The sequence below is a fragment of the Desulfovibrio sp. genome, assembly GCF_009712225.1.
In the GTDB taxonomy this organism is placed as follows: domain Bacteria; phylum Desulfobacterota; class Desulfovibrionia; order Desulfovibrionales; family Desulfovibrionaceae; genus Desulfovibrio.
The window spans coordinates 60,328-81,453 of record NZ_WASP01000004.1 but is presented as its reverse complement, the minus strand read 5'-3'; the positions used below and the strand labels follow the sequence as shown (position 1 = coordinate 81,453).

The window sequence follows — 21,126 nt, the reverse complement described above, 5'->3', positions numbered from 1 at the left end:
ACGGTTCTTGCCATACTGGGCGTGCTCTGCTTCGGCTATGCCATCAAACGTGTTATCCAGCAGAAAAAGCTCGACTGTCTCCTCTTTCTGCTGGGCGGTCTGGTGCTTGTTTTTGCCGAATACTTTTCGTGGATTGACGGCTACTGGCTCTCGGTCATCAAGTTCATGGGCCTCAACATCATATTCGCCACAAGCCTGAACCTTGTGAACGGCTACATGGGCGAATTTTCATGTGGTCATGCGGGCTTCATGTGCGTGGGCGCCTATGTGGGCGGGCTTATTTCCATCATTCTGTTTACCAAAAACAAGATGATGGGTGCCCCTCTGCTGCCGCCCGAGCTGGCCCCCCTGCTCTTTCCTTTTGTGCTTGCAGCAGCGGGTGGCGTGGCCTCGCTTTTTGGCTTGCTGGTGGCCCTGCCCTCGTTCAAAACGCGCGACGACTATCTGGCCATCATCACCATCGCGGCCAACTACATCATCATTTCGCTCATCATCAACATTGACTTTGTGGGTGGCCCGCGCGGCCTCACGGGCATGCGCAGCGTTGTGCGCGCCATGGAAAGCGTGGCCGAAATACCCTGGATGATGATCTGGATGCTGCTGGGTGTGATGATCACAACCATGATGCTGCACCGCCTGGTCAACAGCACTCTGGGCAAGGGTATTCCCGCCGTATGCCAGAATGAGGTTGCCGCAGAAATCATGAGCGTCAACACCAAGCGGGTTAAGCTTGTGGCCTTTATGGTTTCGGCGGGTATTGCCGGTGTGGCGGGCGCGCTGTACGCCCACATGTTCAGCTCCATCTACGCCAACAGCTTCGGCATCATGAAATCTACCGAGGCCATGGTCATGGTGTATCTGGGCGGCATGGGCTCGCTCTCTGGCTCTGTGCTGGCGGCCGTGCTCTTTACCCTGCTTATCGAACTTTTGCGTTTTGCCCTTCCGGCCATGAGCGATGTGGCGCACATGCTGCCCTTTGTGCCCGATTCGTTCAATATCAGCCAGGAATGGAAGTGGGTTATCATCCCGCTGATTCTTATCCTGCTCATGCAGTTCAGGCCTGAAGGCCTGCTGGGCAACCGGGAACTGACCGACGTGTTCCCCAAACTGAAACGGCTGGTCAGCTTCGGCAAGCAAGACTAGAGCAACAATCGCATGCTCTGTGGCAAGGGTTTGCAGGCAGACCTTGCCGGGCTTTTGAACCGATTGCTCCAGCGCGGCTGGCCCCAGGGCGACATGCCCTGAAAGCGCCAATGATACAGAGACAACCAGAACGAGTGGGGGCTGACCTTGGCACTGCTTGAAATGAAAGAAGTCACGCAACGCTTCGGCGGGCTGATTGCGCTAACGGATTTTTCCATCGCCGTTGAAGACCACACCCTTGTGGGCCTCATTGGCCCCAACGGCGCTGGCAAGACTACGGTATTCAATCTGGCTTCGGGCTTTTACCACGCCACCGAGGGGCAGATCATCTTTAACGGCCAGGCATATGATACGCGCCTTGAGCCGCATCAGGTTACGGCCATGGGCATGGCACGCACCTTTCAGAACATCCGCCTGTGGAACGACATGACGGTGCTCGACAACATCTGCGTGTCGCAATACCACCGGCTGGGCTACGGGCTGCTGGACGCATGGCTCAACAACGGGCGCTATAGCCGCGAAGAAAAGCGTGTGCGCCAGAAGGCCTTAAAGATTCTCGAAATCATGGAACTGGCAGATGTGGCCAACGAGTTTCCCAAAAACCTGCCCTACGGTCTGCAGCGCCGCGTGGAACTGGCCCGTGCCCTTTCCACCGACCCCAAGCTGCTGCTGCTCGACGAACCCGCCGCTGGTCTGAACTCTTCAGACGTGGACGGACTCATCAAGCACATCCGCTGGATCTTTGACGAATTCAAGATCGCCATCTGGATGATCGAGCACCAGATGAAGGTGGTCATGTCGCTGTGCCAGCACATTACCGTTGTTGAGTTCGGCAAGACCATTGCCAAGGGTACGCCGCAGGAAATTCAGTCCAACCCCGATGTCATCAAGGCCTACTTGGGCGACGAGAACGTGTGATGCTACTGGAAGTTGAAAATCTCTACGCCGGCTATGGCAAGATTGAAGCCCTTCACGGCATTTCGTTTCACGTGAACAAGGGCGAAATTGTTACCCTTATCGGGGCTAACGGCGCGGGCAAGTCTACCACGCTCAAGGCCGTCATGCGCCTGACCCCGCCGGAATCGCCCACTGTCATCAGTGGCGACATCCGCTTTAACGGCGAATCCATCCTGAAAACCGAGCCCCATCACGTGGTGGCCCGCCTCAAGATGGACCTTGTGCCCGAGGGCCGCCACATTTTCGGCAACCTTACGGTGAGCGAAAATCTCAAGCTGGCCACCTGGACGCGCAAGGACAACAATATCCAGAAAGACGTGGACAAGGTTTTTGAGCTTTTTCCGCGCCTCAAGGAACGCATGCACCAGCGCAGCGACACGCTCTCTGGCGGCGAACAGCAGATGCTGGCCGTGGGACGCGCGCTCATGACCAATTGCTCGGTGCTGCTATTGGACGAACCCTCCATGGGTCTTTCACCCCTGCTCATGTACGACATGTTCCGCACGCTCAAGCAGCTCAACAGCGAGGGCCTGACCGTGGTTGTGGTGGAACAGAATGCCCGTCTGGCCCTTCAGGTAGCCGACCGTGGCTACGTGCTCGATACCGGAGCCATCGTGGCTGAAGGCACCGCCGCAGAGCTGGCCGATACGCCAGAAATCAAGGCCGCCTATCTGGGCGCATAGCCCGCAAAGGGCTTGCTCCCCAAGACAAGATGCAGAAAAGCCCCCGTTGCAAAGCGGGGGCTTTTTACGTTGAAAAAACGCAGCCTGAGGAATTGCGCCCCTGCGTTATTTGCCCGCAGTAACCATGGCCGCACCAATCTTGCGGGCCTCTTCCAGATCCTTGGGGAACTGGACTGCCCGATGGGCGGCTTTTTCCGATTCCGAAAAACGCTCGCACTCATATTTGCTGTAGTCGTCAAACTGGTAGGTATTGCAGGCGTGCAGCACCTGCGGCTCCCCAAACAGGCGGCCCGCAAACATTTCCATGCCCTGCAGGTTCTGGCGGTAGCCGTACTGCTCCATCAGGGTGCTGTCCACATTCATGGTGTAAACAAAGGCCGTGGGCATGCGCTTGGGAGCCAGGGAGCTGTAATTCTCGTCGTACACAAAGTAGGCAAACATCAGGCGTTCAAAAAAGCTGCGCAGCTTGCCGGTAATATTGCCAAAGTAGATGGGGCTGCCAAAAATGACACCATCGGCCTGCGCAAGTTTTTCCAGCACAGGGGTCAGGTCATCCTTGACCGCGCAGTGGCCGTAGCTCTTGCCGCCTTTCCGCTTGCAGGAAAAACAGCTCACACAGCCGTTGTAGTTCAGGTCGTACAGGTGGATCATTTCGGTTTCGACAGGTTCGGCACAGGGCGCGGCTGCGGCTCCTTCCAGCGCAGCCTGCAACAGCTGGGCTGTATTGTGCTTTTTCCTCGGGCCACCATTTATTGCGTAAATTTTCATAATTTTCTCCTTGGTAAGACTGATGTGTTGTCAGGTACCGCTTGACCATGGTGTATACCTGCTCTAAGAATATTTTCGCAAGTACGCATATTTTTCTTCCCTACTTTTTGTGAGCAACCAATGTCAAAATCTTCCGCACCATCCACCGGCGGCCTGTACGACGACAAGACCCAATGCCCCATCCTGCATGTTTTCAGGCGCATCGGCGGCAAGTGGAAACTGCCTATCCTGTGGCATCTGGCTGATCAGGAAACAGTGCGCTACAACGAACTCAAACGCAGTGTGCGGGGTGTCACCAACATGATGCTGACCAAGTGCCTGCGCGAGCTGGAAGATTTCGGACTGGTTATCCGCAAACAGTACAACGAAGTCCCCCCACGGGTGGAATACTCCCTCACCGAGCGCGGCAAAAAGTTGCTCCCGGCCCTGGGAGAACTGTACGCCTGGGGTCGGGAGCAACTAGATTTTGAAAAAGATGCCGGCATACTTGATGCCGCAGGCTGCGCCTGTCAGTCTGGCGCTGCTCAGCCTTTTGACTGAACCGGTGGCTGCCTTTTCTGCTGGGCAGTTCCACCGCTTTGCCGGTTTTCAGCCACGATGCCGCTGATTATCAGCACCCCGCCCAACAGGGTGGCAAGGGTCATCTGCTCACCCAGCAGAGCCGCGCCAAAAAGCACTGCCGACAATGGATTGAGGGCAATAAACACACTGGCCCGGGCCACGCCGATCTGCTGTATGCCGTCGTAATACCAGATATAGGCTACGGCAGAGCCGATCACCCCAAGGTAGAACAGGCTTGCGATCTCGGTCAGGCTAAAGCGCCATACCGCGCCCATGTGCAGCTCACCTGTGGCAGCTGCGTAGAGCACCAGCATGACCGTACCGGCGTAAATGGAATAGGTAACAGTGTGCAGAGGCCCCAACTGACGCACCACATTTTTGCAAAATACACTGTAGGCGCTCCAGCTCAGCACGCAGCCGCCAATGAGCGCCTCGCCCGGCCAGCCGCGCCCTCCTGCCGCACCCTGCGGGTCGCCCCCGCCCACAACCAGAGCCACACCGCAAAAACACAGCACAATACCCAGCACCTTGAGCGTGGTTACACGCTCCCTGTAAAACAGATAGGCGATGAGGGTCATGACTGCGGGGTTAAGGGCCACAATCAGGGCCGCCCGCGAGGCGCTGATGTACTGTAACCCGCTGAAAAAGAAAAAGCTGTACGAAAAAATGCCGCAAAAACCCAGCAGGGTTACCACCAGCGTCTGACGGAGGTTTACCCGCCTGAACCCCTTGCCCGAAAGCAGCAAAAACAGGCTCAGGGCCGCCGAGGCCAGCACAAATCGCAGGCAGGCCGAGAACATGGGCGCTACCCCGGCAAGACTTCTGCCCGCGATAAATGTTCCACCCCAGGCCACTGCCACCAAAGCCAGCCGCACATAAACAGAAGCGTCTCTTGTAGCTGCAATCATTGCCATTATTCTGCTGCCTTGATTCGTGATGTATGCGGCGGCTCTTAAATGGTAAAAGCCACGCCATTGCCCCTGCGGGCGTACTGTCATACACTTACGCCCATGTTTATTCATAGTGAAATGAGTAAAAACTCATGGTAACACCACAATGACCCTCACCCAGCTTGAAATATTTTCTGCCGTAGCGGATTGCCGGGGTTTTACGGCGGCGGCCCTGCGACTGGGCATCTCGCAGTCTGGTGTATCACACGCCATTGAGGCTCTGGAGCAGGAATTTGGCGTCAGCCTGCTGCGCCGCGGCAAAAACCCGGAGCTTACCGATGTGGGCGCACGCCTGCTGCGTCAGGCACAGGCCATGCTGGGGCTGGCTGAATCCATGCGGCAAGAGGCCTCTGCCGCACGCGGCATGAAACGCGGCACGCTGCGCATCGGATCCTTTGGGCCTACGGCTTCGCTGCGCCTGCTGCCCCCGGTGCTTGAAAAATACCGCGCGGCCTTTCCCGGCATTGAAATTCATGTGGATGAAGGCCCCGACGGCGAGGTGACTCAATGGCTGGCGGATTACCGCGTGGATGTGGGCTTTGTGACCCTGCCCAACGAGCGCTTTGACACCTTTTCTCTCATGCAGGATCAGCTGGTAGCTCTGCTGCCCACGGCGCACCCGCTGTCAGGCAAGCGCTCTGTAACGCTTGCAGACCTTTGCGCCAGCCCCTTTGCCATGACAAGGGCCGGGTCAGAGGACATCATCGAACGCCTGTTCCATGCGGCGGGTTTACAGCCCGATATCCAATGCCGTTCGTTGCAGCTTGTGAGCACCATCGCCGCCGTGGCACGGGGTGACGCCGTAAGCATTGTGGCAGAATCGGCCCTGCCGCCGGAGACCACACACTCTTACGTCAAAAAGCCCCTGCGCCCCGCCGCGGTGCGCAAGGTTGCCCTGGCCGTGCCTGATACAGGCCGCATGTCGCCCGCCACCAGGGAATTCATACGCATTGCCCAGCAGGTCTTTGCCACACAAGCAGCACACGGGGTCAAAGCAAGAGAAAAATTGCCTACTGCACGGCAACAGGTGTAGGCTGAGACACACACAAATTTTACCATTGGGTACGCTCGGTTTCTCACTTCGGTTTCGCACAACAGAGGGGGCTTCGCATGCATGTTCTCATTCTGGGCGGCACTGGCTTTGTGGGGCGGTATGTTGCCGCTGCGCTGATGCGCGAGGGCCATGAGGTAAGCGTGGTTTCACGCAGTGCGGGCAAGGGGGGCAACGGCCCCAGACGCGTGGTGTGGAATGGTTGGGACGGCGCTGCGCTGGCAGGCATGCTGGACGGCATAGATGCCATCATAAACCTGCAGGGCGAAAATATCGGCGGGGGCCGCTGGACGGACGAACGCAAGCAGGCCATCGTCAACAGCCGCGTTGAAACCGGACGAGCGCTGTGTGTTGCCCTGCGCATGCGCAGGGAACAGTCACAAACCCTGCCAGCCACTCTTTTGCAGGCTTCTGCCAGCGGCTACTACGGCCTGTGGCAGGAAAACGCGCCCCCCTGCGACGAGGAGGCCCCCTCGGGCAAGGGCTTTCTGGCAGATACCTGCCGCCAGTGGGAACAAAGCACCGTACCTGCTGAAGCTCTGGGCGTGCGCCGCTGCGTGCTGCGATTTGCACCCGTGCTGGGCAAAAAGGCCGATGGCACGCCCGGCGGGTTTATCGAACGCATGTTGCCGCCTTTCCGCATGCGTGTGGGTGGGCCGCTGGGCTCGGGCCGCCAGCCATTTTGCTGGACCCACCTTGAGGACATTGCCAGGGTCGCATCCATGCTGCTGCAACGCATAGATCTTGCGGGCGCATTCAACATCTGCGCGCCGCGCACCCCCAGCATGAGCGAATTTACCCGCACCCTCGGCAAGGTGTGCGGCAGCCCCTCGTGGCTGCCAGTACCGGCCACTGTGCTGCGCCTTATGCTGGGGCAGATGGCTGAAGAACTGCTGCTGTCAGGGCAAAATCCCAAACCTCTGCGCCTGCAGGCCGCTGGCTACGCTTTTCGCCAGCCAGATCTGGAGGCTGCCCTGCGCAGCGTTTTGAGCTAGCCGCCCTTGCGCTAGAACGTCAGCTGCTTCTGGGTGTTCCACAGCGTTCTGTAGCCGAAATACAGCGAACAGAAGCAGCACAGGCACACGCAGGCGCAAATGGCCACCATGATGGTGATCTGGTACAGAATGGCCGTGGTGGGGGCCGTGCCGGAAAGTATCTGACCTGTCATCATGCCGGGCAGAACCACTATGCCCATACCCAGCATGGAGTTGAGGGTGGGCACAAGGGCTGTTTCCAGCGCCTGGCACACAAAGGGAAAGAGCACTTTCTCCGGCGTAGCGCCGATGTTCAGCAGTGCTTCTACGCGCGCCCGCTGGCCTTCAAGCCCGTTCCAGAACGACTTGAGCCCCAGCGAGACGCCGGTAAGCGCGTTGCCCATGAGCATGCCGCTGATAGGTATGAGGTATTGCGGGTCAAACAGGCTTTGCCCCACAATACAGGTAACGAAAAATACAATGATGCCCAGGCCGCAACAGGCAATGGCAACAGACACGATTACCCGAAACCGAGGGTTGAGCCTTTTGTTGCGCGAGAGCACCAGATAGATGGTAAAAAACACCAGTATGGTCAGATAGCCCATGGTGAGCAGCGGATGCGGATGCTCAAACAGAAAGGTCAGCGCATAGCCTGCGGCAATGAGCTGCAGGGTCATGCGTGCGCTGGCCAGCACCAGCAGTTTGGTCTGGTTGATGCGGCATTTTTTCATGATGCCGAGCACCACCAGCAGAAGCACATAGACGAGCAAAAACGAACCTAACTGAATCTGGGCTACTCCGTTCATGGCTATTCCACCTCTGCCTTCAGGCTGATGACATTTTCTGCGTGCCGCTCAGTGAGAGCCGGATCATGGCTTACGGCCACCACGGTCATGCCGCGCTGACGGCAAAAGGTCAGTACCTGCTGCATGAACCGCTCGGCGGTTTCCTGATCAAGGGCCGAGGTGGGCTCGTCGAGCATGAGCACCTTGGGCAAAAATGACAGACAGATGGCAAGAAACACCCTCTGGCGCTCGCCGCCAGAAAGGTGCACACAGGGCGCGTCGAGCGGAAAATTGGCGCAGCACAGGCGCAGAAAATTCTGTTTGTCTTCGGCCGAGAGGGGTGCGCTTTCACGGGCCTCGCAATAGGCGTCAAAATTTTCGCCCACAGTGCGATCAAAGAGAAATACAGACTGCCCGGCCAGCAAAACCTCTCGCCGCAGGGCGATGCTGTCGATCTCGTCCATATTCTGGCCGTGGTACAGCACCGAGCCCTGGGTGGGCGCGATGGTCTTGTTGAACAGCCGCAGCAGCGTGCTTTTGCCGCTACCGCTGGGGCCGCTGATAAAGGTGGCCTTGCCGCCTTCTATGCTCAGATCGTTATAGCGTATCTGGCCGTAGGCCAGGCCGCGTGTCTGTATACAGGACATGTTTACTCCTGATTGCTGACAAGTTCTGCCTTTGCTGGCTTGCGCCATCCTACAGAGGCTTGCGGTCAGGTCAACAGCCCATTGCCCCTGCACGCCGCCGTGTGTAAAATTTTTTGCGTTGTCGCGGCAAACATTAGGCATTGAACTTGGCGATCTTGAGGCAGATTTTTTCAATTACATTGCCACCAGCGGCTATCTGGGGCTGCTGAGGCATTGTGCATTGCCGTGTATAAGGCTATGGTACGCTACCAAGTAATTTTTTATGTACAGGAACAGCATGTCCCCATCGTTCGAAGATTTCAATTTGTCCCCGGAATTGTTGCAGGCCGTCAAGGATATGGGCTTTGAAGAGCCCTCTCCCATTCAGGTTCTTGCCGTACCCTTTCTGCTGACTGGCCGCGACGCGGTGGGTCAGGCCCAGACCGGCACCGGCAAAACAGCCGCCTTCGGCATGCCCATTCTGGAAAAGCTCACCCCCGCGAGGGAGGTGCAGGCGCTGGTGCTTTGCCCCACGCGCGAGCTGGCCATTCAGGTTGCCGAAGAACTCAGCAAGCTTGCAGCCCGCAAACGCGGCGTGGCCATTCTGCCCATTTACGGCGGTCAGGCCATTGAACGCCAGCTGCGCGCCCTTGAACGCGGCGTGCAGGTGGTGGTTGGCACCCCTGGCCGCGTGATGGATCACCTGCAACGTGGAACCCTGCGCCTCCACGGCGCGACCACTGTTGTGCTCGACGAAGCAGACGAAATGCTCGATATGGGCTTTCGCGAAGATATAGAAGCCATTCTGGAACAGATGCCCGCCGATTGCCAGCGCGTGCTCTTTTCTGCCACCATGCCCCCGGCCATTCTGCAGCTGAGCAAGCGCTTTTTGCGCGACCCGGAAATGCTGGCCATTGCGCAAAAAACCCTCACCGTGCCCGCCATCGAGCAGGTCTATTACGAAGTGCGCCCGCACCAGAAAATGGACGCACTGTGCCGTGTGCTGGACGCACAGGGTTTTCGCAAGGCTCTTGTGTTCTGCTCTACCAAGCGCAGCGTGGACGAAGTAACCGCCCACCTGCAACAGCGCGGCTACCAGAGCGACGGCCTGCACGGCGATCTTGCCCAGTCGCAGCGCGACAGGGTCATGCAGCGCTTTCGTGGTGAAGGGCTTGATATTCTCATCGCCACCGACGTGGCCGCGCGCGGCATTGACGTGGACGATGTGGACGCCGTGGTCAACTACGACATTCCTCACGACGCCGAGCGCTATGTGCACCGCATTGGCCGCACGGGCCGCGCTGGCCGTGTGGGCAAGGCCTTTACCTTTGTGACCCTGCGCGAACAGCACAAGTTGCGCGACATCATTCGCCACACCAAGGCCCGCATCCAGCAGGAGCGCCTGCCCTCGCTGCGTGATGTGGCCAACATCCGCACCTCGCGGCTGCTGGACGAAGTGCGCGCCACACTGGCCGCCGGTGCCCTTGAAAGCTGCATGCAGATGGTTGAAGACTTTTTGTCCGAGCAGTTTGCCGACGATGTGATCACCAGCCGCGACGTGGCCGCCGCCCTGCTCAAGCTGCTGATGCAGCGCGATTTTGGCGATGCCACCAACGTGCCCGAGGTTGATCCGCTGGCCGACGCGCCCCGCCGCCCCAGCCGTGATGGTTTCCGTCAGGGCGACCGCGACGGCTTCCGCCAAGGTGACCGCGATGGCCGCCCGCGCCGCAACGACGCCCCCATGACGCGCCTGCACATCAATGTGGGCCATGCGCACAAGGTTTCGCCCGGCGAAATGGTAGGCGCTATCACCGGCGAATGCGGTATTGCTGGCCGCAGCATCGGTGCCATCAGCATTCAGAAGCACTTCAGCCTGGTGGAAGTGCAGAGCGACCTTGCCGACGACGTGCTGGCCGTGCTCAACCGGGGTGTGTTTATCGCCGGGACCCGCATTGCCGCCAAGCAGGACACGGGCGGTGGCTCGTACCAGCGTAAAAGCTTTGGCCCTGGCGCACGCGCGCCCCGTGGCCCCCGCCCCGGCTACCCCGCACGCAATCAGCGTGATGGAGCTGGCAACGGCGGCAACGGTGGCGGCAAGCGCTATTCGCACCCAGACAAATGGGGCAGAAAACCGCGTGGCGCTGAAGACGACAGGGATTAATCTTTGTTGCTAGCAAAGACGGCCCGTTGGCTCATGGAGCTGACGGGCCGTTTCATTTACATACAATTGATTCCGCACGGGGCACTGAGCACAGGCCAAGAAAAAGGGCTTATGACAAACGTCATAAGCCCTTAAAATATATGGTGGGTCGTGCGGGGATCGAACCTGCGACTCTCTGCTTAAAAGGCAGATACTCTACCTACTGAGTTAACGACCCGTAGAGACGCGGAATATAGCGACAGCCTAGGCGGCTGTCAAGCGCGTCATGCGGCAAAATGCCGCTCAAACCTCAATTTTTTCAAAAAAGCGCTATGCGCCCTTCTTTTCCTGCTTGGCCCAGGTGTCACGCAGGGTCGTGGTACGGCTGAAAACCGCCAGCGTAGCGGTGCTGTCCTTGTCCTTGCAGAAGTAGCCAAGGCGTTCAAACTGCATCTTGTCGCCAACCTTGAAGCTCGCCAGGGCCGGTTCCAGCTTGGCCTCGACCTTTTTGAGCGATTCAGGGTTGAGGTTATCCAGAAACGTCTGGCCTTCGGCTGCGGCATTGGGGTTTTCCACCGCAAAAAGCTGTTCGTACAGCCGCACCTCGGCGGGGATGGCGTGCGCCGCCGAAACCCAGTGGATGGTACCCTTAACCTTGCGGCCATCGGGGCTTTGCCCGCCCTTGCTTTCGGGATCATACACGCAGCGCAGTTCAACAACATTGCCCGCGTCGTCCAGCACGGCCTCGCGGCAGGTGATGAAATAGGCGTAGCGCAGGCGTACTTCTGCGCCGGGGGCAAGCCTGTGATACTTTTTGGGCGGCTCAAGGCGGAAGTCGTCGCGCTCGATATACAGCTCGCGCGAGAAGGGAACCTTGCGGCTGCCGTAGGAGGCATCTTCCGGGTGGTAGGGCATGTCAAACTCTTCCACCTGCCCTTCGGGGTAGTTTTCAATAACCACCTTGATGGGATCAAGCACGGCCATCACACGCGGTGTGTGGTCGTTGAGATACTCGCGCACGCAGAATTCGAGCATGGAGTATTCAACGGTGGAATCGGCGCGGGCAAGACCGATGCGCGAGCAAAATTCGCGCAGGGCTTCGGGCGGGATACCACGACGGCGCATACCGCTGAGGGTGGGCATGCGGGGATCGTCCCAACCGGTCACGTGGCCTTCTTTAACAAGCTGGATGAGCTTGCGCTTGGAGAGCACAGTGTAGGTTACATTGAGACGCGCAAATTCGATCTGCTGCGGGCGGTACGCGCCCAGGGTTTCGAGCACCCAGTCGTACAGCTCACGGTTGTTGATGAATTCGAGCGTGCAGAGCGAATGGGTGATGCCCTCAATGGAATCGGACAGGCAGTGGGTGTAGTCGTACATGGGGTAGATGCACCACTTGTTGCCCGTGCGGTGGTGTTCCGCATGACGGATGCGGTACAGGGTGGGGTCGCGCATGACCACATTGGGAGAGGTCATGTCTATCTTGGCGCGCAGCACCTTTTCACCATCGCCAAATTCACCCGCGCGCATGCGGCGGAACAGGTCGAGATTTTCCTCCACACTGCGGTTGCGCCAGGGGCTTTCCTTACCGGGCTGAGTGAGCGTGCCGCGGTATTCGCGTATTTCTTCTGCCGAAAGGTCGTCCACATAGGCTTTGCCCATGGAGATGAGCTGCTCGGCATAGGCATAGAGCTTCTCGAAATAGTCAGAAGCGTAAAATTCGCGGTCGTCCCACACGCCGCCAAGCCAGTGAACGTCTTCGCGGATGGAATCAACGTATTCGGTTTCTTCCTTGGTGGGGTTGGTATCGTCAAAGCGCAGATTGCACAGCCCGCCAAATTCTTTGGCAACGCCAAAATTGAGGCAGATGGATTTGGCATGCCCCAGATGCAGGTAGCCGTTGGGCTCAGGTGGAAAACGCGTGTGCACGCGGTTGCCAAAGCGGCCCGTGGCATTGTCTTCGGTAATGCGGGTACGGATGAAGTCCATGCCAACTTTACCGGTTTCGCCGGTGGCTGCGGATTCTTCAGCCTGGGGGGCGGCGGGCATCTTGTCATTTTCGGGGGCCATAATGCGCTCCAATAGTTCCATTTAATGAGAAGTCCATAAAATTACGCCAAGCAGCGCCCACGGTCAATGAGTGGATGCGCATGCGGTCTGCATGACTTACAGCATCATTTTCCACTGAGTGGAAGAACATTCTTGACAGGTGCTTCTGTCTGGGCTAGCTTGCACTTCTGCATTCCGGTCCGTCATTTGACTGGCCTTATGCTGCGGAGAGGTGTCCGAGCCGGCCGAAGGAGCTCGCCTGCTAAGCGAGTATACGGGCTTAAACCTGTATCGAGAGTTCAAATCTCTCCCTCTCCGCCACATACGCAAGTAAAACGGCGAGTTACTGTAAAAAGTAACTCGCCGTTTTTGCGTCTAAATGGGGCAAAATTCGGGGTGGTGCGGGGTGGCGTACATACCGCCATACATACTTTTGGGTAGCTACCGGCTGAACAGTGCCCGCGTATCAACCGTGATAAAACGATCCCGGGTTGCGATGGGTCTCATTCCATGCTCTGGCCCAGTCCAGAAAATCCTGAGCACTCATAGGCCTTGCAATGCCATACCCTTGGGCCAGTGAACACCCCAGCTTCAGCAGGCTCTCACCGTGTTCGGCTGTTTCGACGCCTTCGGCGATTACCTGACGGTAAAATGCCTTTGCGAGCCCCACCACGCCAACCACAATCGCGAAATCGTTGGGGTCTTCAAGCATGCCGCGCACAAAACTTTGGTCAATCTTGATTACGGCGGCGGGCAGACGCTTGAGATAGGTGAGCGAGGAATAGCCCGTCCCGAAATCATCCAGCGAAAATCCCACGCCCAGATTTACACAATCATACATGAGTGTTGAGACCTGATCGAGGTCTTGCAAGGCACTGGTTTCGAGTATTTCAAGCTCCAGATGGCCGGGTGAAACGTCCGGGTGTTTTGCCAGCAGCTCTGTCAGCCGTATCTTGAAAGCACCACTCAAGAGCTGGTGGGCACCAATATTGACGCTCACTGGCAAATCGAGTCCATGACCGGCCCAATCACCTATCTGTTCCAGGGCGTGATCAATCACCCATTCGCCAAGGGCAACGCTGATCGGATGCTCGGCGATTGGCGGCAAAAATTCTGAAGGTGGCAAGAGGCCGAGCTCTGGATGCTGCCAGCGAACCAGCGCCTCTGCGCCAATGAGCTCTTTGGTGCGCAAATTGACCTTGGGCTGAAAATACAGAACTAGTTCGTCCTGAATGATGGCCTTTCGCAGGCTGGTTACCAGCTGCTGCAAACGTATGGTCGCTTCGCCTTGCACAATATCGAAAATTGCGAACTGATTCTTGCCCTGCTGCTTTGCCTGGTACATGGCCTGATCGGCGTGCCTCATCAGAAGATCGGCCTCTCCATTATCCCTTGGATAAAAAGTTACCCCGATACTGACGGTTATGGTGAGCTCAAGATCTGCAAGCAAAAATGGCTGGGAGGCCGTATGCAGCAGACGCTCAATGATGGGAAAACAGTCTATTTCATGCTCAAGACCATTCAGCACAGCAACGAATTCGTCCCCGCCGATACGCGACAGGGTATCACCATCACGCAAAACGTCTTTCATGCGCTGGGCAAGTATCAACAGCAGCTGGTCGCCAATTGTGTGGCCATGCAGGTCATTGATCTGCTTGAAACTATCAAGGTCGAGATACAGCACAGCCAGCGAAACGTTGCGCTCAAGGCATGCAATCATTCCCTTGCGCAATCTGTCAGCCAAAAGAACGCGGTTGGGCAAACCTGTCAGCGAGTCGTAATGCGCCGCCCGCTCCAACTGACGCTGGTATTCCTTCATCTGGGTTATGTCTGAAAAAATAGCCACATAGTTTTGTACTACCCCCTCGGAATCGTTGACTGCCGTAATATCAGTTAGCGCAGCATACAGCTGCCCTCCCCTGGTTCTGTTCCAGAGCTCTCCACACCAGTTGCCCCGCTGCGTAAGCGTTTGCCACATGTTGCGGTAAAATTCGTCATCCTGAAGATCAGAGCGCAAGACCAGATGGCTCTTGCCCCGAATTTCGTTGTCCCTGTATCCGGTAATACGGCTGAATGCGCTGTTTACTTCGACGATATTGCCATCAGGATCAAGAATCATGATCCCTTCGTGCGAGTGAGAAAACACATTGGCGGCACGCTGGCGGCGCGCTTCTTCCTGCCGCTTTTCCGTAATATCAACAAAGGTCAGCAGGGTGCTTCCATCTGGCAAACGCTCGGGCACAATCTCAAATATACGCAACACACCATCGGCCCGGCACAGCTGGTACGTACGCGTCGTTACTTTTGCCTCATTGGCGGCCGTGATCTGCTCTTGCCATTTCTGAATTTTTTTTATGCGCACAAGACCATCCGGACACGTGCGCTGCCACCACACCTCTACCGTGGGCACGTCTTGCAGCGTATAACCAAACATTCGGGTAAACGCAGGGTTGATGACTAAAAACTGCTCATCCTGGCTGATAAGGGCAATCCCCTGCGGCACGTTTTCAACCAGGGTACGGAATCTGGCTTCGTTCTCGCGCAAACGCGCTTCGCGCTCAAGCACCGCCTCAGCCATGCCCGTGATATCTCGCGACAGATTTTCAATTTCTTCGATTGATGAGGGAGGAATCCGCGTGTTGTAATAGCCGTTGGCAATGGCACCAATACGCCCGGAAACTCTTTCCACCCCTTGGGCGATACGCCTGCTGGCCCACAAGGCAGCCAAGATCGTAACCACCAACGCAATGGTGCTGCCAAGCGCCAGAGACCATAGCGTTGACCGAACGATGCCATACACCAGATCAGCCGGTTGGCCTGCCAGCGTTGTCCAGCCCGTTTCGGCAATGGGAGTCAGGCAACCGATGTAATCTACAGCATCAAGGCGGAAGTGCTGAATCTTTGCTTCATGATGCCCAGCAGTTAATGTCACCAGATTTTTCAGATTTTCCTGCCGCAAAGCCCGCTCGGCGTCGGGGTGGCCCACCACGTTGCCGCGCTGGTCAAGAATCACGGTCAGAAACTTGTCTTTTTCGCTCAAACTGCCAGCGAATCTGGAGACTTCGTTAAGGTCAAGCTCACCAACCAGAACGTATGGTCCCATGGAAGGGGCTACAGCAGGCGTCGAAAAGGCAAATGGCACGGCCAGGGCCACCACAATGTTGCCGCGAGCAGAAAGATACGTATTGGACCAGACTTTTTCGCCGCGCTCCCGCGCTTCCATTGCAAAAGTACGCCCTGAAAAATCAATCCCCATCAGGTTATCGCGGCGGCCACGGTTGGCTTTGGGCAAGCCCACGCCAACAACACGGTATGCAGGATCAACAACGTACAGAGCTTCGATACCAACCTGCACCTGAGCAACAGTATCGAGCATTTGCTGAAGCTGATTGGTCCGCAAGGGGGCTTTGGCAGCCATATCGCCGGCCAGCAAGGTCAGATGCGAGTCAAAGCTGCCCAGAAAGTTACCAACCTGCGATGCGGCTGCCTGACTCAACAAATGATGCTGGTTACTCGCTTCTGTTTTGAGCTTGGGAACAAGCGCCCAAAGCAACACAAAAGCCACGACCAATACAGACAAAACTACCTGAATTGACAGGCCCAGCGACAGCCAGAATCTGAGAGGGCGTGACATTGCCGCACCCCCGCCTAGTGCACCCGTAAAAAGTGGCCGTTGTGGATAGTAGTCATGTACGTATCCCTTTTTCCATCGCCCATTTTGTCAAACCGTATTTCGGACTGCACCCCGACAAAAAGTCCTTGCGACAAGATTGCCTGCTTTAATGTCTGCGAATTATCTTTGCCAGCGAGAGCCGTCAGTACCACATTCATGGCGTCAAAGGCAGTCACACCACCAAACCCCGGCTCCATTGAAAAACGGTCGACATAGGCCTGACGGAATGTGAGAAAATTGGGATTTTTGCTTTCGCGATCCAAAAATTGGGGGATAGTCAACCCTTCTACCGCACTGCCTCCGAGTTCGCTCAGCCGCTCGGTCGCAGCCCATTCAGAGGTTGTAATATGAACGTGCGAATCGCGCTTTCTGACCTGTTGCGCCAACATGGCTGCATCAAGAGAATTGGCAATCACAAGAACGGCATCCGGCTTCACGCTGAGCAGGCGGTCTGCAAGCGCTGAAAAATTCACATCGTCGCCCGAGTAGTACGGTTCGGCCAACAGAACTTCGCCGCCATGAGCCGCAAGGGCTTTTCGGTAATCTTTTAGCCAGCTCTCGCAATAGGACGCATTTCTCAGGTCATAGGCCGCCGCGACACGGCGAATGCCTTGCTGGCTTGCCTGATAATCTGCGCTTTTATGGGCAAATTCGGCCGTTGATGAAATAACCCGAAAAAAATAATCGTCGATGTTGGATAATTCCTGAGTCGAAACGGTTGGGCTCATCATGATGATTTGAGCCTGGTTGACGATGGGAACAGTCGCTATGGCAACCATGCTGGTCATAGGGCCAACAATGGCTTCAACCTTCTGGTCGATCAGGCGCTGTACCGCGGCTTTCGCCTGTTCGGCATCCTGTTGGTCGTCTTCAACCAGCAGTTCGATGGTGCGCCCATTCAGACCGCCAGCCTGATTACGCAATTCAACCGCCAGCAGCGCGCCATTACGCCCCGCAATTCCAAGATCGGCCACGCGCCCCGAAACACCGCCCAAAAAGCCAACTTTCACCGTTTCTTTTGGCGTACAGCCTGAAAGACAACTAGCCAGGATCATTATCAGTAGTAACGATTGCAGCTTGGTGGCTATCATAGCGGTAGTTCTCCACTTTCATTGAATGTCTGCTGACCTGTGAGAGCCGATATCCAGCTGGAATTGTCAACATTATTTGCAATCAGCCAGCGCGTGACATACGCAACTCACGCTTTCCACTGATGCAATAATTCCTTTATTGTTTATTGTTCCGCCACAATTGTGCATTTTATTCAAAATATTCAAACACAACACAGTACATTTATCGATGCCAATAGTTTTGCAGATCATCGCTGTTACTACCAACAATCGCTGATATTCAATATATAAACATCATCACACAGACTGTAACTAATTGCATCAATACGCCAAAAATCAATATTTCATTTTGTGAAATTTTGAATATGGTGACTACATATTAGCAATATTATAAATAAATATACAGCATGCTAATAATAATTAATATATAGTTCATACCCATAGAACGCAATACTAAAACAGTAGTACATTTTTGGCATAATTCTTATTTTTTTCCAGCATTAGTACAATTTATATCGATTTTTTCAGGATTATCAAGAGATAATTCCAGTCGAAATCACTGCGCAGCCATTCTTTACAGCTATTCTTGAAGCAAACTGTTACATCTATTATGTGTACATGACGCATATAAATACTGTTACAGCAGATTTTCGCCCAAGCAGGAGAAGCAACACACCAAGAGCGTCAAAAACTGCACATGGTGGCAAGAAATAGCTTATAACCAGAGCAATTCTCGCGGGCTTCAGCTCCATGCCGATTTTTAACCGCGCACAAGAGCACGTTGAAACGACAAAACAGTCCTTTTTTCAGATCACTCCACCACACGCATTGCACCGGCAGGCTGGCATACAGGGTAAAAAACCCAAAATTGCAGGTCACTGCCGGGCAAACATGCAGATGCAAATCAGTATAGAGGGAGCCCACACTGCCACTACACACAAATAAAACCGGCGAGTTACTGTTAAGGTAGCTCGCCGGTTTTGCGATTTTGTAGGGCAAGATCGGAGCGACATGGGGGATACCCGCAGTCGCACATACTTTTACCTAGTTGCCTGGCAAATCTCTGCCGCAGGCCATCCAAGAATTTTGCGGATCCTTGACTTACAGGCAGAAAGCCGCCCATTTCCGGGCGGCTTTCCACTTTTTTGAAGGCAGGGCTAGCCCTGGCTTTTCATGTCACGGATCAAGGCCTGCAGGTGTTGCGCCTGCTGCGCCAGGTCGGCAACAGCCTTTGACGCCTGTTCCATCGCCTGTGCTGTTTCAGCCGAAATGGAAGCCACCTGTTCGACTGAATGATTGATTTCTTCACTGGCAGCAGACTGTTGCTCGCTGGCCGTTGCGATGGACTGCACCTGATCGTTGACCATCTGAACGAATTCCAGAATATGCTTGAGAGATTCGCCCGACAGCACAGACAAACGCGTTGCCTCTTCAATCGACGCAGCTACCTGCTCGACATTATGAATGTTCTTTCTGGTACCGTTCTGAATACCAGTGATGGCCTGACCCACTTCCTGGGTGGCGGTCATGGTTTTTTCTGCCAGTTTGCGTACCTCATCGGCCACCACGGCAAAGCCGCGACCAGCATCGCCAGCACGTGCGGCCTCGATGGCGGCGTTAAGGGCCAGCAGGTTGGTCTGATCGGCGATATCGGCAATTACACCCATAATCTGCCCGATGCCTTCTGCCTGCTTGCCCAGGGCATCCATATCTTCCTTGATGGCAACAGACTGGGTGTGAACAGACTCGATACCCTTGACGGCCTCGTTAACAACCTGAGCACCTTCCTGCGCCTGCTGCTTTGCCTGATGTGACATATCTGCCGCCTGCTGGGCATTTCTGGCAACTTCAAGCACGGTGGCGTTCATTTCTTCCATGGCGGTGGCGGTTTCCCTTACGCGCCCTGACTGCTCGTCAGCACCACGGCTTGACTGCCTGATCTGCGTCGAAAGCTGTCCAGAAGCGGAAGAAACGATCTGCACTATGCCCTCTAACTGGTGCGCCGCCTGAAGCATGCCATCAGCTTTTGCACGTTCGGCCTTCATGGTGGCAGCTTCTGCCTCGTGCTTTGCCTGTTCGGCAGCCTGCGTCTTTAATTCTGCATCCTGGGTCTTCTGTTTGATCTCATTAATATTTTGCCCCAAGACCTCGGCCGTTCTATTAAGGGCATCCAGTATGGTACCAATTTCATCAGTCTGTGTATGGTGCACGCGGTGCTCGTAGTCTCCGCGCGAAATGTGCGCCAGAGATTCATCAACCTTGCGAAGAGGCTTGACAATAACGATGACCGAAAACACCCAGACAATACAGCTGAGAACAACCATGCTGCAGACCGCAACAATGATCAGCTCATAAACTGTCTGCTTGACTGGCGCCATGATTTCCTCACGCTCAACCAGCCCAACAAGCTTCCAGCCATTTCTGGGAGAGGTAACAACCAACCCGAGGTACTCCCGGCCCTCAATTTCAATAGTTTTTTCTCCGCTCTTGAGATTGAACAGTTCTTTCAGATACGCTTGAGGAATCTCAGATACGTTTTTAAAACTGTACTGTTCATGGCGAGAATCTGCCAGGATGACACCATCGTCCTGGATGAGGACCAGATACCCATCCTTGCCAATTTTGATAGACTTAACGAGGTCTGTGAGCTTTCTGAGTGATATATCGATGCCCACCACACCTATCACTTGAGAACCACGGGTAACCGTGCGCGTTACACTGGTTACAGCTTCCTTTGTCGTAGACATGTACGCCTTGGACTGTGTTGGCCTGTCCGTTACAGGAAGTGCCCCCATGTACCATGGCCGTTTACGCGGGTCGTAGCCAGCCGGCATATCAGAATCCTGCAAGTCGCTTATAAAACTGCCCTTTTGTGTTCCTGCAAACACTTCCAGATACGCCGGATGCGATGCACGCATGGCAGCAAACAGCTCTACCAGGGCCAGCCCCACATGATCCTCAGGCCCAACCTTGCCTTTTGTTGGTTGAAGTGTGTTAACATGACTCGAGGTGATTTCATCAAGCTTTTGAGCTGCAGGGAGTTTGGACAGCAACTCCGCATTAACCATACTTTCATCCAGAAAAAGGTTGATGGAGTATGCGACATGCGAAAGCTCACTCAAACCAGAGCGGATAAATTCTTGCTGGGACTGCCTGCTGAAATTAAGTGCAACCAGAGAAAAAATCCCCACCATAATTACTGCGATGGCAGAGAGTAATCCTAAAATCAGCTTCGTTTTGATGGAAAATTTCATGCAGCCCTCCCTACAAGTTCTTACAACACAGCAACTTCGCCATTAGTAGATAGCTAACGAACGATTTCGGACACTAAAAACCCGCCCCTCAAACGCATCACGCATATCCAAAAACTTGTTATCTGTACAAAAAAATGTAAGCCCCACCACGCAATCTGCGCATAAATTTAGCAATCATAGTTAGTTATGAATAAACCCCAATGAAAGGCTGGTACAAGTAATGCATCAAGTTACATATTAAATTTCGGCATTTTTATGGTAAACTTTAGACATACCCCTCTCAAATTTACAAATTTGTATCGACTATGAGAGCCTACACTAGAACTTTCATTTCCAAATTACATCAAACATGCTCCGTTAGACATGAAATAGCCAATCCATCATAGAAACATAACGGTGAATCCTGATATAACAACGCACAACAAACATTCAGACAACGTTC

At 55.2% G+C, this 21,126-nt stretch carries 15 protein-coding genes and 2 tRNA genes; 8 read left to right on the top strand and 9 right to left on the bottom strand.

Translation table 11 applies throughout. From position 1 onward, the window contains the following. Positions 1-54 precede the first annotated feature (54 nt). From F8N36_RS03835 to F8N36_RS03825, 3 genes are all read left to right on the top strand, one after another. Positions 55-1,143, top strand: coding sequence for a branched-chain amino acid ABC transporter permease (locus F8N36_RS03835; RefSeq protein ID WP_291331486.1), 1,089 nt, complete (start codon positions 55-57; stop codon positions 1,141-1,143). Positions 1,144-1,290: 147 nt separating this feature from the next. Next, entirely contained in the window at positions 1,291-2,061 is a 771-nt protein-coding gene (locus F8N36_RS03830; protein ID WP_291331474.1) for an ABC transporter ATP-binding protein, read from the top strand. Continuing rightward, complete coding sequence (locus tag F8N36_RS03825) at positions 2,061-2,783, top strand: ABC transporter ATP-binding protein (protein ID WP_291331473.1); 723 nt, start codon at positions 2,061-2,063, stop codon at positions 2,781-2,783. Before F8N36_RS03830 ends, F8N36_RS03825 begins: the two co-directional genes overlap by 1 nt. A 105-nt stretch (positions 2,784-2,888) precedes the next feature. On the opposite strand, the gene F8N36_RS03820 is transcribed toward F8N36_RS03825, so the two are convergent. Further along, complete coding sequence (locus tag F8N36_RS03820; protein ID WP_291331472.1) at positions 2,889-3,551, bottom strand: NAD(P)H-dependent oxidoreductase; 663 nt, start codon at positions 3,549-3,551, stop codon at positions 2,889-2,891. 120 nt (positions 3,552-3,671) lie between these two features. Between F8N36_RS03820 and F8N36_RS03815 the strand changes: the two genes are divergently transcribed. Next, positions 3,672-4,091, top strand: a complete 420-nt coding sequence (locus F8N36_RS03815; RefSeq protein WP_291331471.1) for a helix-turn-helix domain-containing protein — start codon at positions 3,672-3,674, stop codon at positions 4,089-4,091. On the opposite strand, the gene F8N36_RS03810 is transcribed toward F8N36_RS03815, so the two are convergent. Further along, complete coding sequence (locus F8N36_RS03810; protein WP_291331470.1) at positions 4,076-5,020, bottom strand: DMT family transporter; 945 nt, start codon at positions 5,018-5,020, stop codon at positions 4,076-4,078. The two genes, F8N36_RS03815 and F8N36_RS03810, sit on opposite strands and share 16 nt — an antisense overlap. 148 nt (positions 5,021-5,168) lie before the next feature. Between F8N36_RS03810 and F8N36_RS03805 the strand changes: the two genes are divergently transcribed. Both F8N36_RS03805 and F8N36_RS03800 read left to right on the top strand, forming a co-directional pair. Further along, positions 5,169-6,095 carry a LysR family transcriptional regulator gene (locus F8N36_RS03805; protein WP_291331469.1) on the top strand — a complete coding sequence of 309 codons (927 nt, stop codon included), beginning with the start codon at positions 5,169-5,171 and terminating at the stop codon, positions 6,093-6,095. 77 nt (positions 6,096-6,172) lie between these two features. After that, positions 6,173-7,108, top strand: coding sequence for a TIGR01777 family oxidoreductase (locus tag F8N36_RS03800; protein ID WP_291331468.1), 936 nt, complete (start codon positions 6,173-6,175; stop codon positions 7,106-7,108). Between the two features lie 11 nt (positions 7,109-7,119). Here F8N36_RS03800 and F8N36_RS03795 read toward each other — a convergent pair whose 3' ends face one another. After that, positions 7,120-7,893 carry an ABC transporter permease gene (locus F8N36_RS03795; RefSeq protein ID WP_291331467.1) on the bottom strand — a complete coding sequence of 258 codons (774 nt, stop codon included), beginning with the start codon at positions 7,891-7,893 and terminating at the stop codon, positions 7,120-7,122. 2 nt (positions 7,894-7,895) lie between these two features. Beyond that, positions 7,896-8,519 carry an ABC transporter ATP-binding protein gene (locus F8N36_RS03790; protein WP_291331466.1) on the bottom strand — a complete coding sequence of 208 codons (624 nt, stop codon included), beginning with the start codon at positions 8,517-8,519 and terminating at the stop codon, positions 7,896-7,898. Positions 8,520-8,796: 277 nt separating this feature from the next. Here F8N36_RS03790 and F8N36_RS03785 point away from each other — a divergent pair, with 277 nt between their 5' ends. After that, positions 8,797-10,659 (top strand): DEAD/DEAH box helicase, encoded by a 1,863-nt coding sequence (locus F8N36_RS03785; RefSeq protein WP_291331465.1) that lies wholly within the window; start codon positions 8,797-8,799, stop codon positions 10,657-10,659. Between the two features lie 141 nt (positions 10,660-10,800). Here the strand turns inward: F8N36_RS03785 and F8N36_RS03780 are convergent. Both F8N36_RS03780 and F8N36_RS03775 read right to left on the bottom strand, forming a co-directional pair. Beyond that, positions 10,801-10,876, bottom strand: a tRNA-Lys gene (locus F8N36_RS03780). 92 nt (positions 10,877-10,968) lie between these two features. After that, a complete protein-coding gene (locus F8N36_RS03775; RefSeq protein ID WP_291331485.1) occupies positions 10,969-12,687 on the bottom strand; it encodes a glutamine--tRNA ligase/YqeY domain fusion protein in 1,719 nt (572 codons plus the stop codon). 226 nt (positions 12,688-12,913) lie between these two features. On the opposite strand from F8N36_RS03775, the gene F8N36_RS03770 reads away from it, so the two are divergent. Further along, positions 12,914-13,008, top strand: a tRNA-Ser gene (locus F8N36_RS03770). A gap of 145 nt (positions 13,009-13,153) precedes the next feature. Here F8N36_RS03770 and F8N36_RS03765 read toward each other — a convergent pair. The 3 genes from F8N36_RS03765 to F8N36_RS03755 all read right to left on the bottom strand — a co-directional run bounded on the left by F8N36_RS03765 (position 13,154) and on the right by F8N36_RS03755 (position 20,684). After that, positions 13,154-16,321, bottom strand: coding sequence for an EAL domain-containing protein (locus tag F8N36_RS03765; protein WP_291331464.1), 3,168 nt, complete (start codon positions 16,319-16,321; stop codon positions 13,154-13,156). 14 nt (positions 16,322-16,335) lie between these two features. Continuing rightward, positions 16,336-17,451, bottom strand: coding sequence for an ABC transporter substrate-binding protein (locus F8N36_RS03760; RefSeq protein ID WP_291331463.1), 1,116 nt, complete (start codon positions 17,449-17,451; stop codon positions 16,336-16,338). Between the two features lie 1,136 nt (positions 17,452-18,587). Next, complete coding sequence (locus F8N36_RS03755; protein ID WP_291331462.1) at positions 18,588-20,684, bottom strand: methyl-accepting chemotaxis protein; 2,097 nt, start codon at positions 20,682-20,684, stop codon at positions 18,588-18,590. Positions 20,685-21,126: the final 442 nt, after the last annotated feature.

Excerpts from the sequence above, each read along its gene's own strand:
- F8N36_RS03795 (WP_291331467.1), bottom strand. The coding sequence starts at position 7,893 with ATGAACGGAGTAGCCCAGATTCAGTTAGGTTCGTTTTTGCTCGTCTAT.
- F8N36_RS03775 (WP_291331485.1), bottom strand. The coding sequence starts at position 12,687 with ATGCCCGCCGCCCCCCAGGCTGAAGAATCCGCAGCCACCGGCGAAACC.
- F8N36_RS03825 (WP_291331473.1), top strand. The coding sequence starts at position 2,061 with ATGCTACTGGAAGTTGAAAATCTCTACGCCGGCTATGGCAAGATTGAA.
- F8N36_RS03765 (WP_291331464.1), bottom strand. The coding sequence starts at position 16,321 with ATGTCACGCCCTCTCAGATTCTGGCTGTCGCTGGGCCTGTCAATTCAG.
- F8N36_RS03790 (WP_291331466.1), bottom strand. The coding sequence starts at position 8,519 with ATGTCCTGTATACAGACACGCGGCCTGGCCTACGGCCAGATACGCTAT.
- F8N36_RS03760 (WP_291331463.1), bottom strand. The coding sequence starts at position 17,451 with ATGATAGCCACCAAGCTGCAATCGTTACTACTGATAATGATCCTGGCT.
- F8N36_RS03785 (WP_291331465.1), top strand. The coding sequence starts at position 8,797 with ATGTCCCCATCGTTCGAAGATTTCAATTTGTCCCCGGAATTGTTGCAG.
- F8N36_RS03755 (WP_291331462.1), bottom strand. The coding sequence starts at position 20,684 with ATGAAATTTTCCATCAAAACGAAGCTGATTTTAGGATTACTCTCTGCC.
- F8N36_RS03815 (WP_291331471.1), top strand. The coding sequence starts at position 3,672 with ATGTCAAAATCTTCCGCACCATCCACCGGCGGCCTGTACGACGACAAG.
- F8N36_RS03810 (WP_291331470.1), bottom strand. The coding sequence starts at position 5,020 with ATGATTGCAGCTACAAGAGACGCTTCTGTTTATGTGCGGCTGGCTTTG.
- F8N36_RS03800 (WP_291331468.1), top strand. The coding sequence starts at position 6,173 with ATGCATGTTCTCATTCTGGGCGGCACTGGCTTTGTGGGGCGGTATGTT.
- F8N36_RS03820 (WP_291331472.1), bottom strand. The coding sequence starts at position 3,551 with ATGAAAATTTACGCAATAAATGGTGGCCCGAGGAAAAAGCACAATACA.
- F8N36_RS03805 (WP_291331469.1), top strand. The coding sequence starts at position 5,169 with ATGACCCTCACCCAGCTTGAAATATTTTCTGCCGTAGCGGATTGCCGG.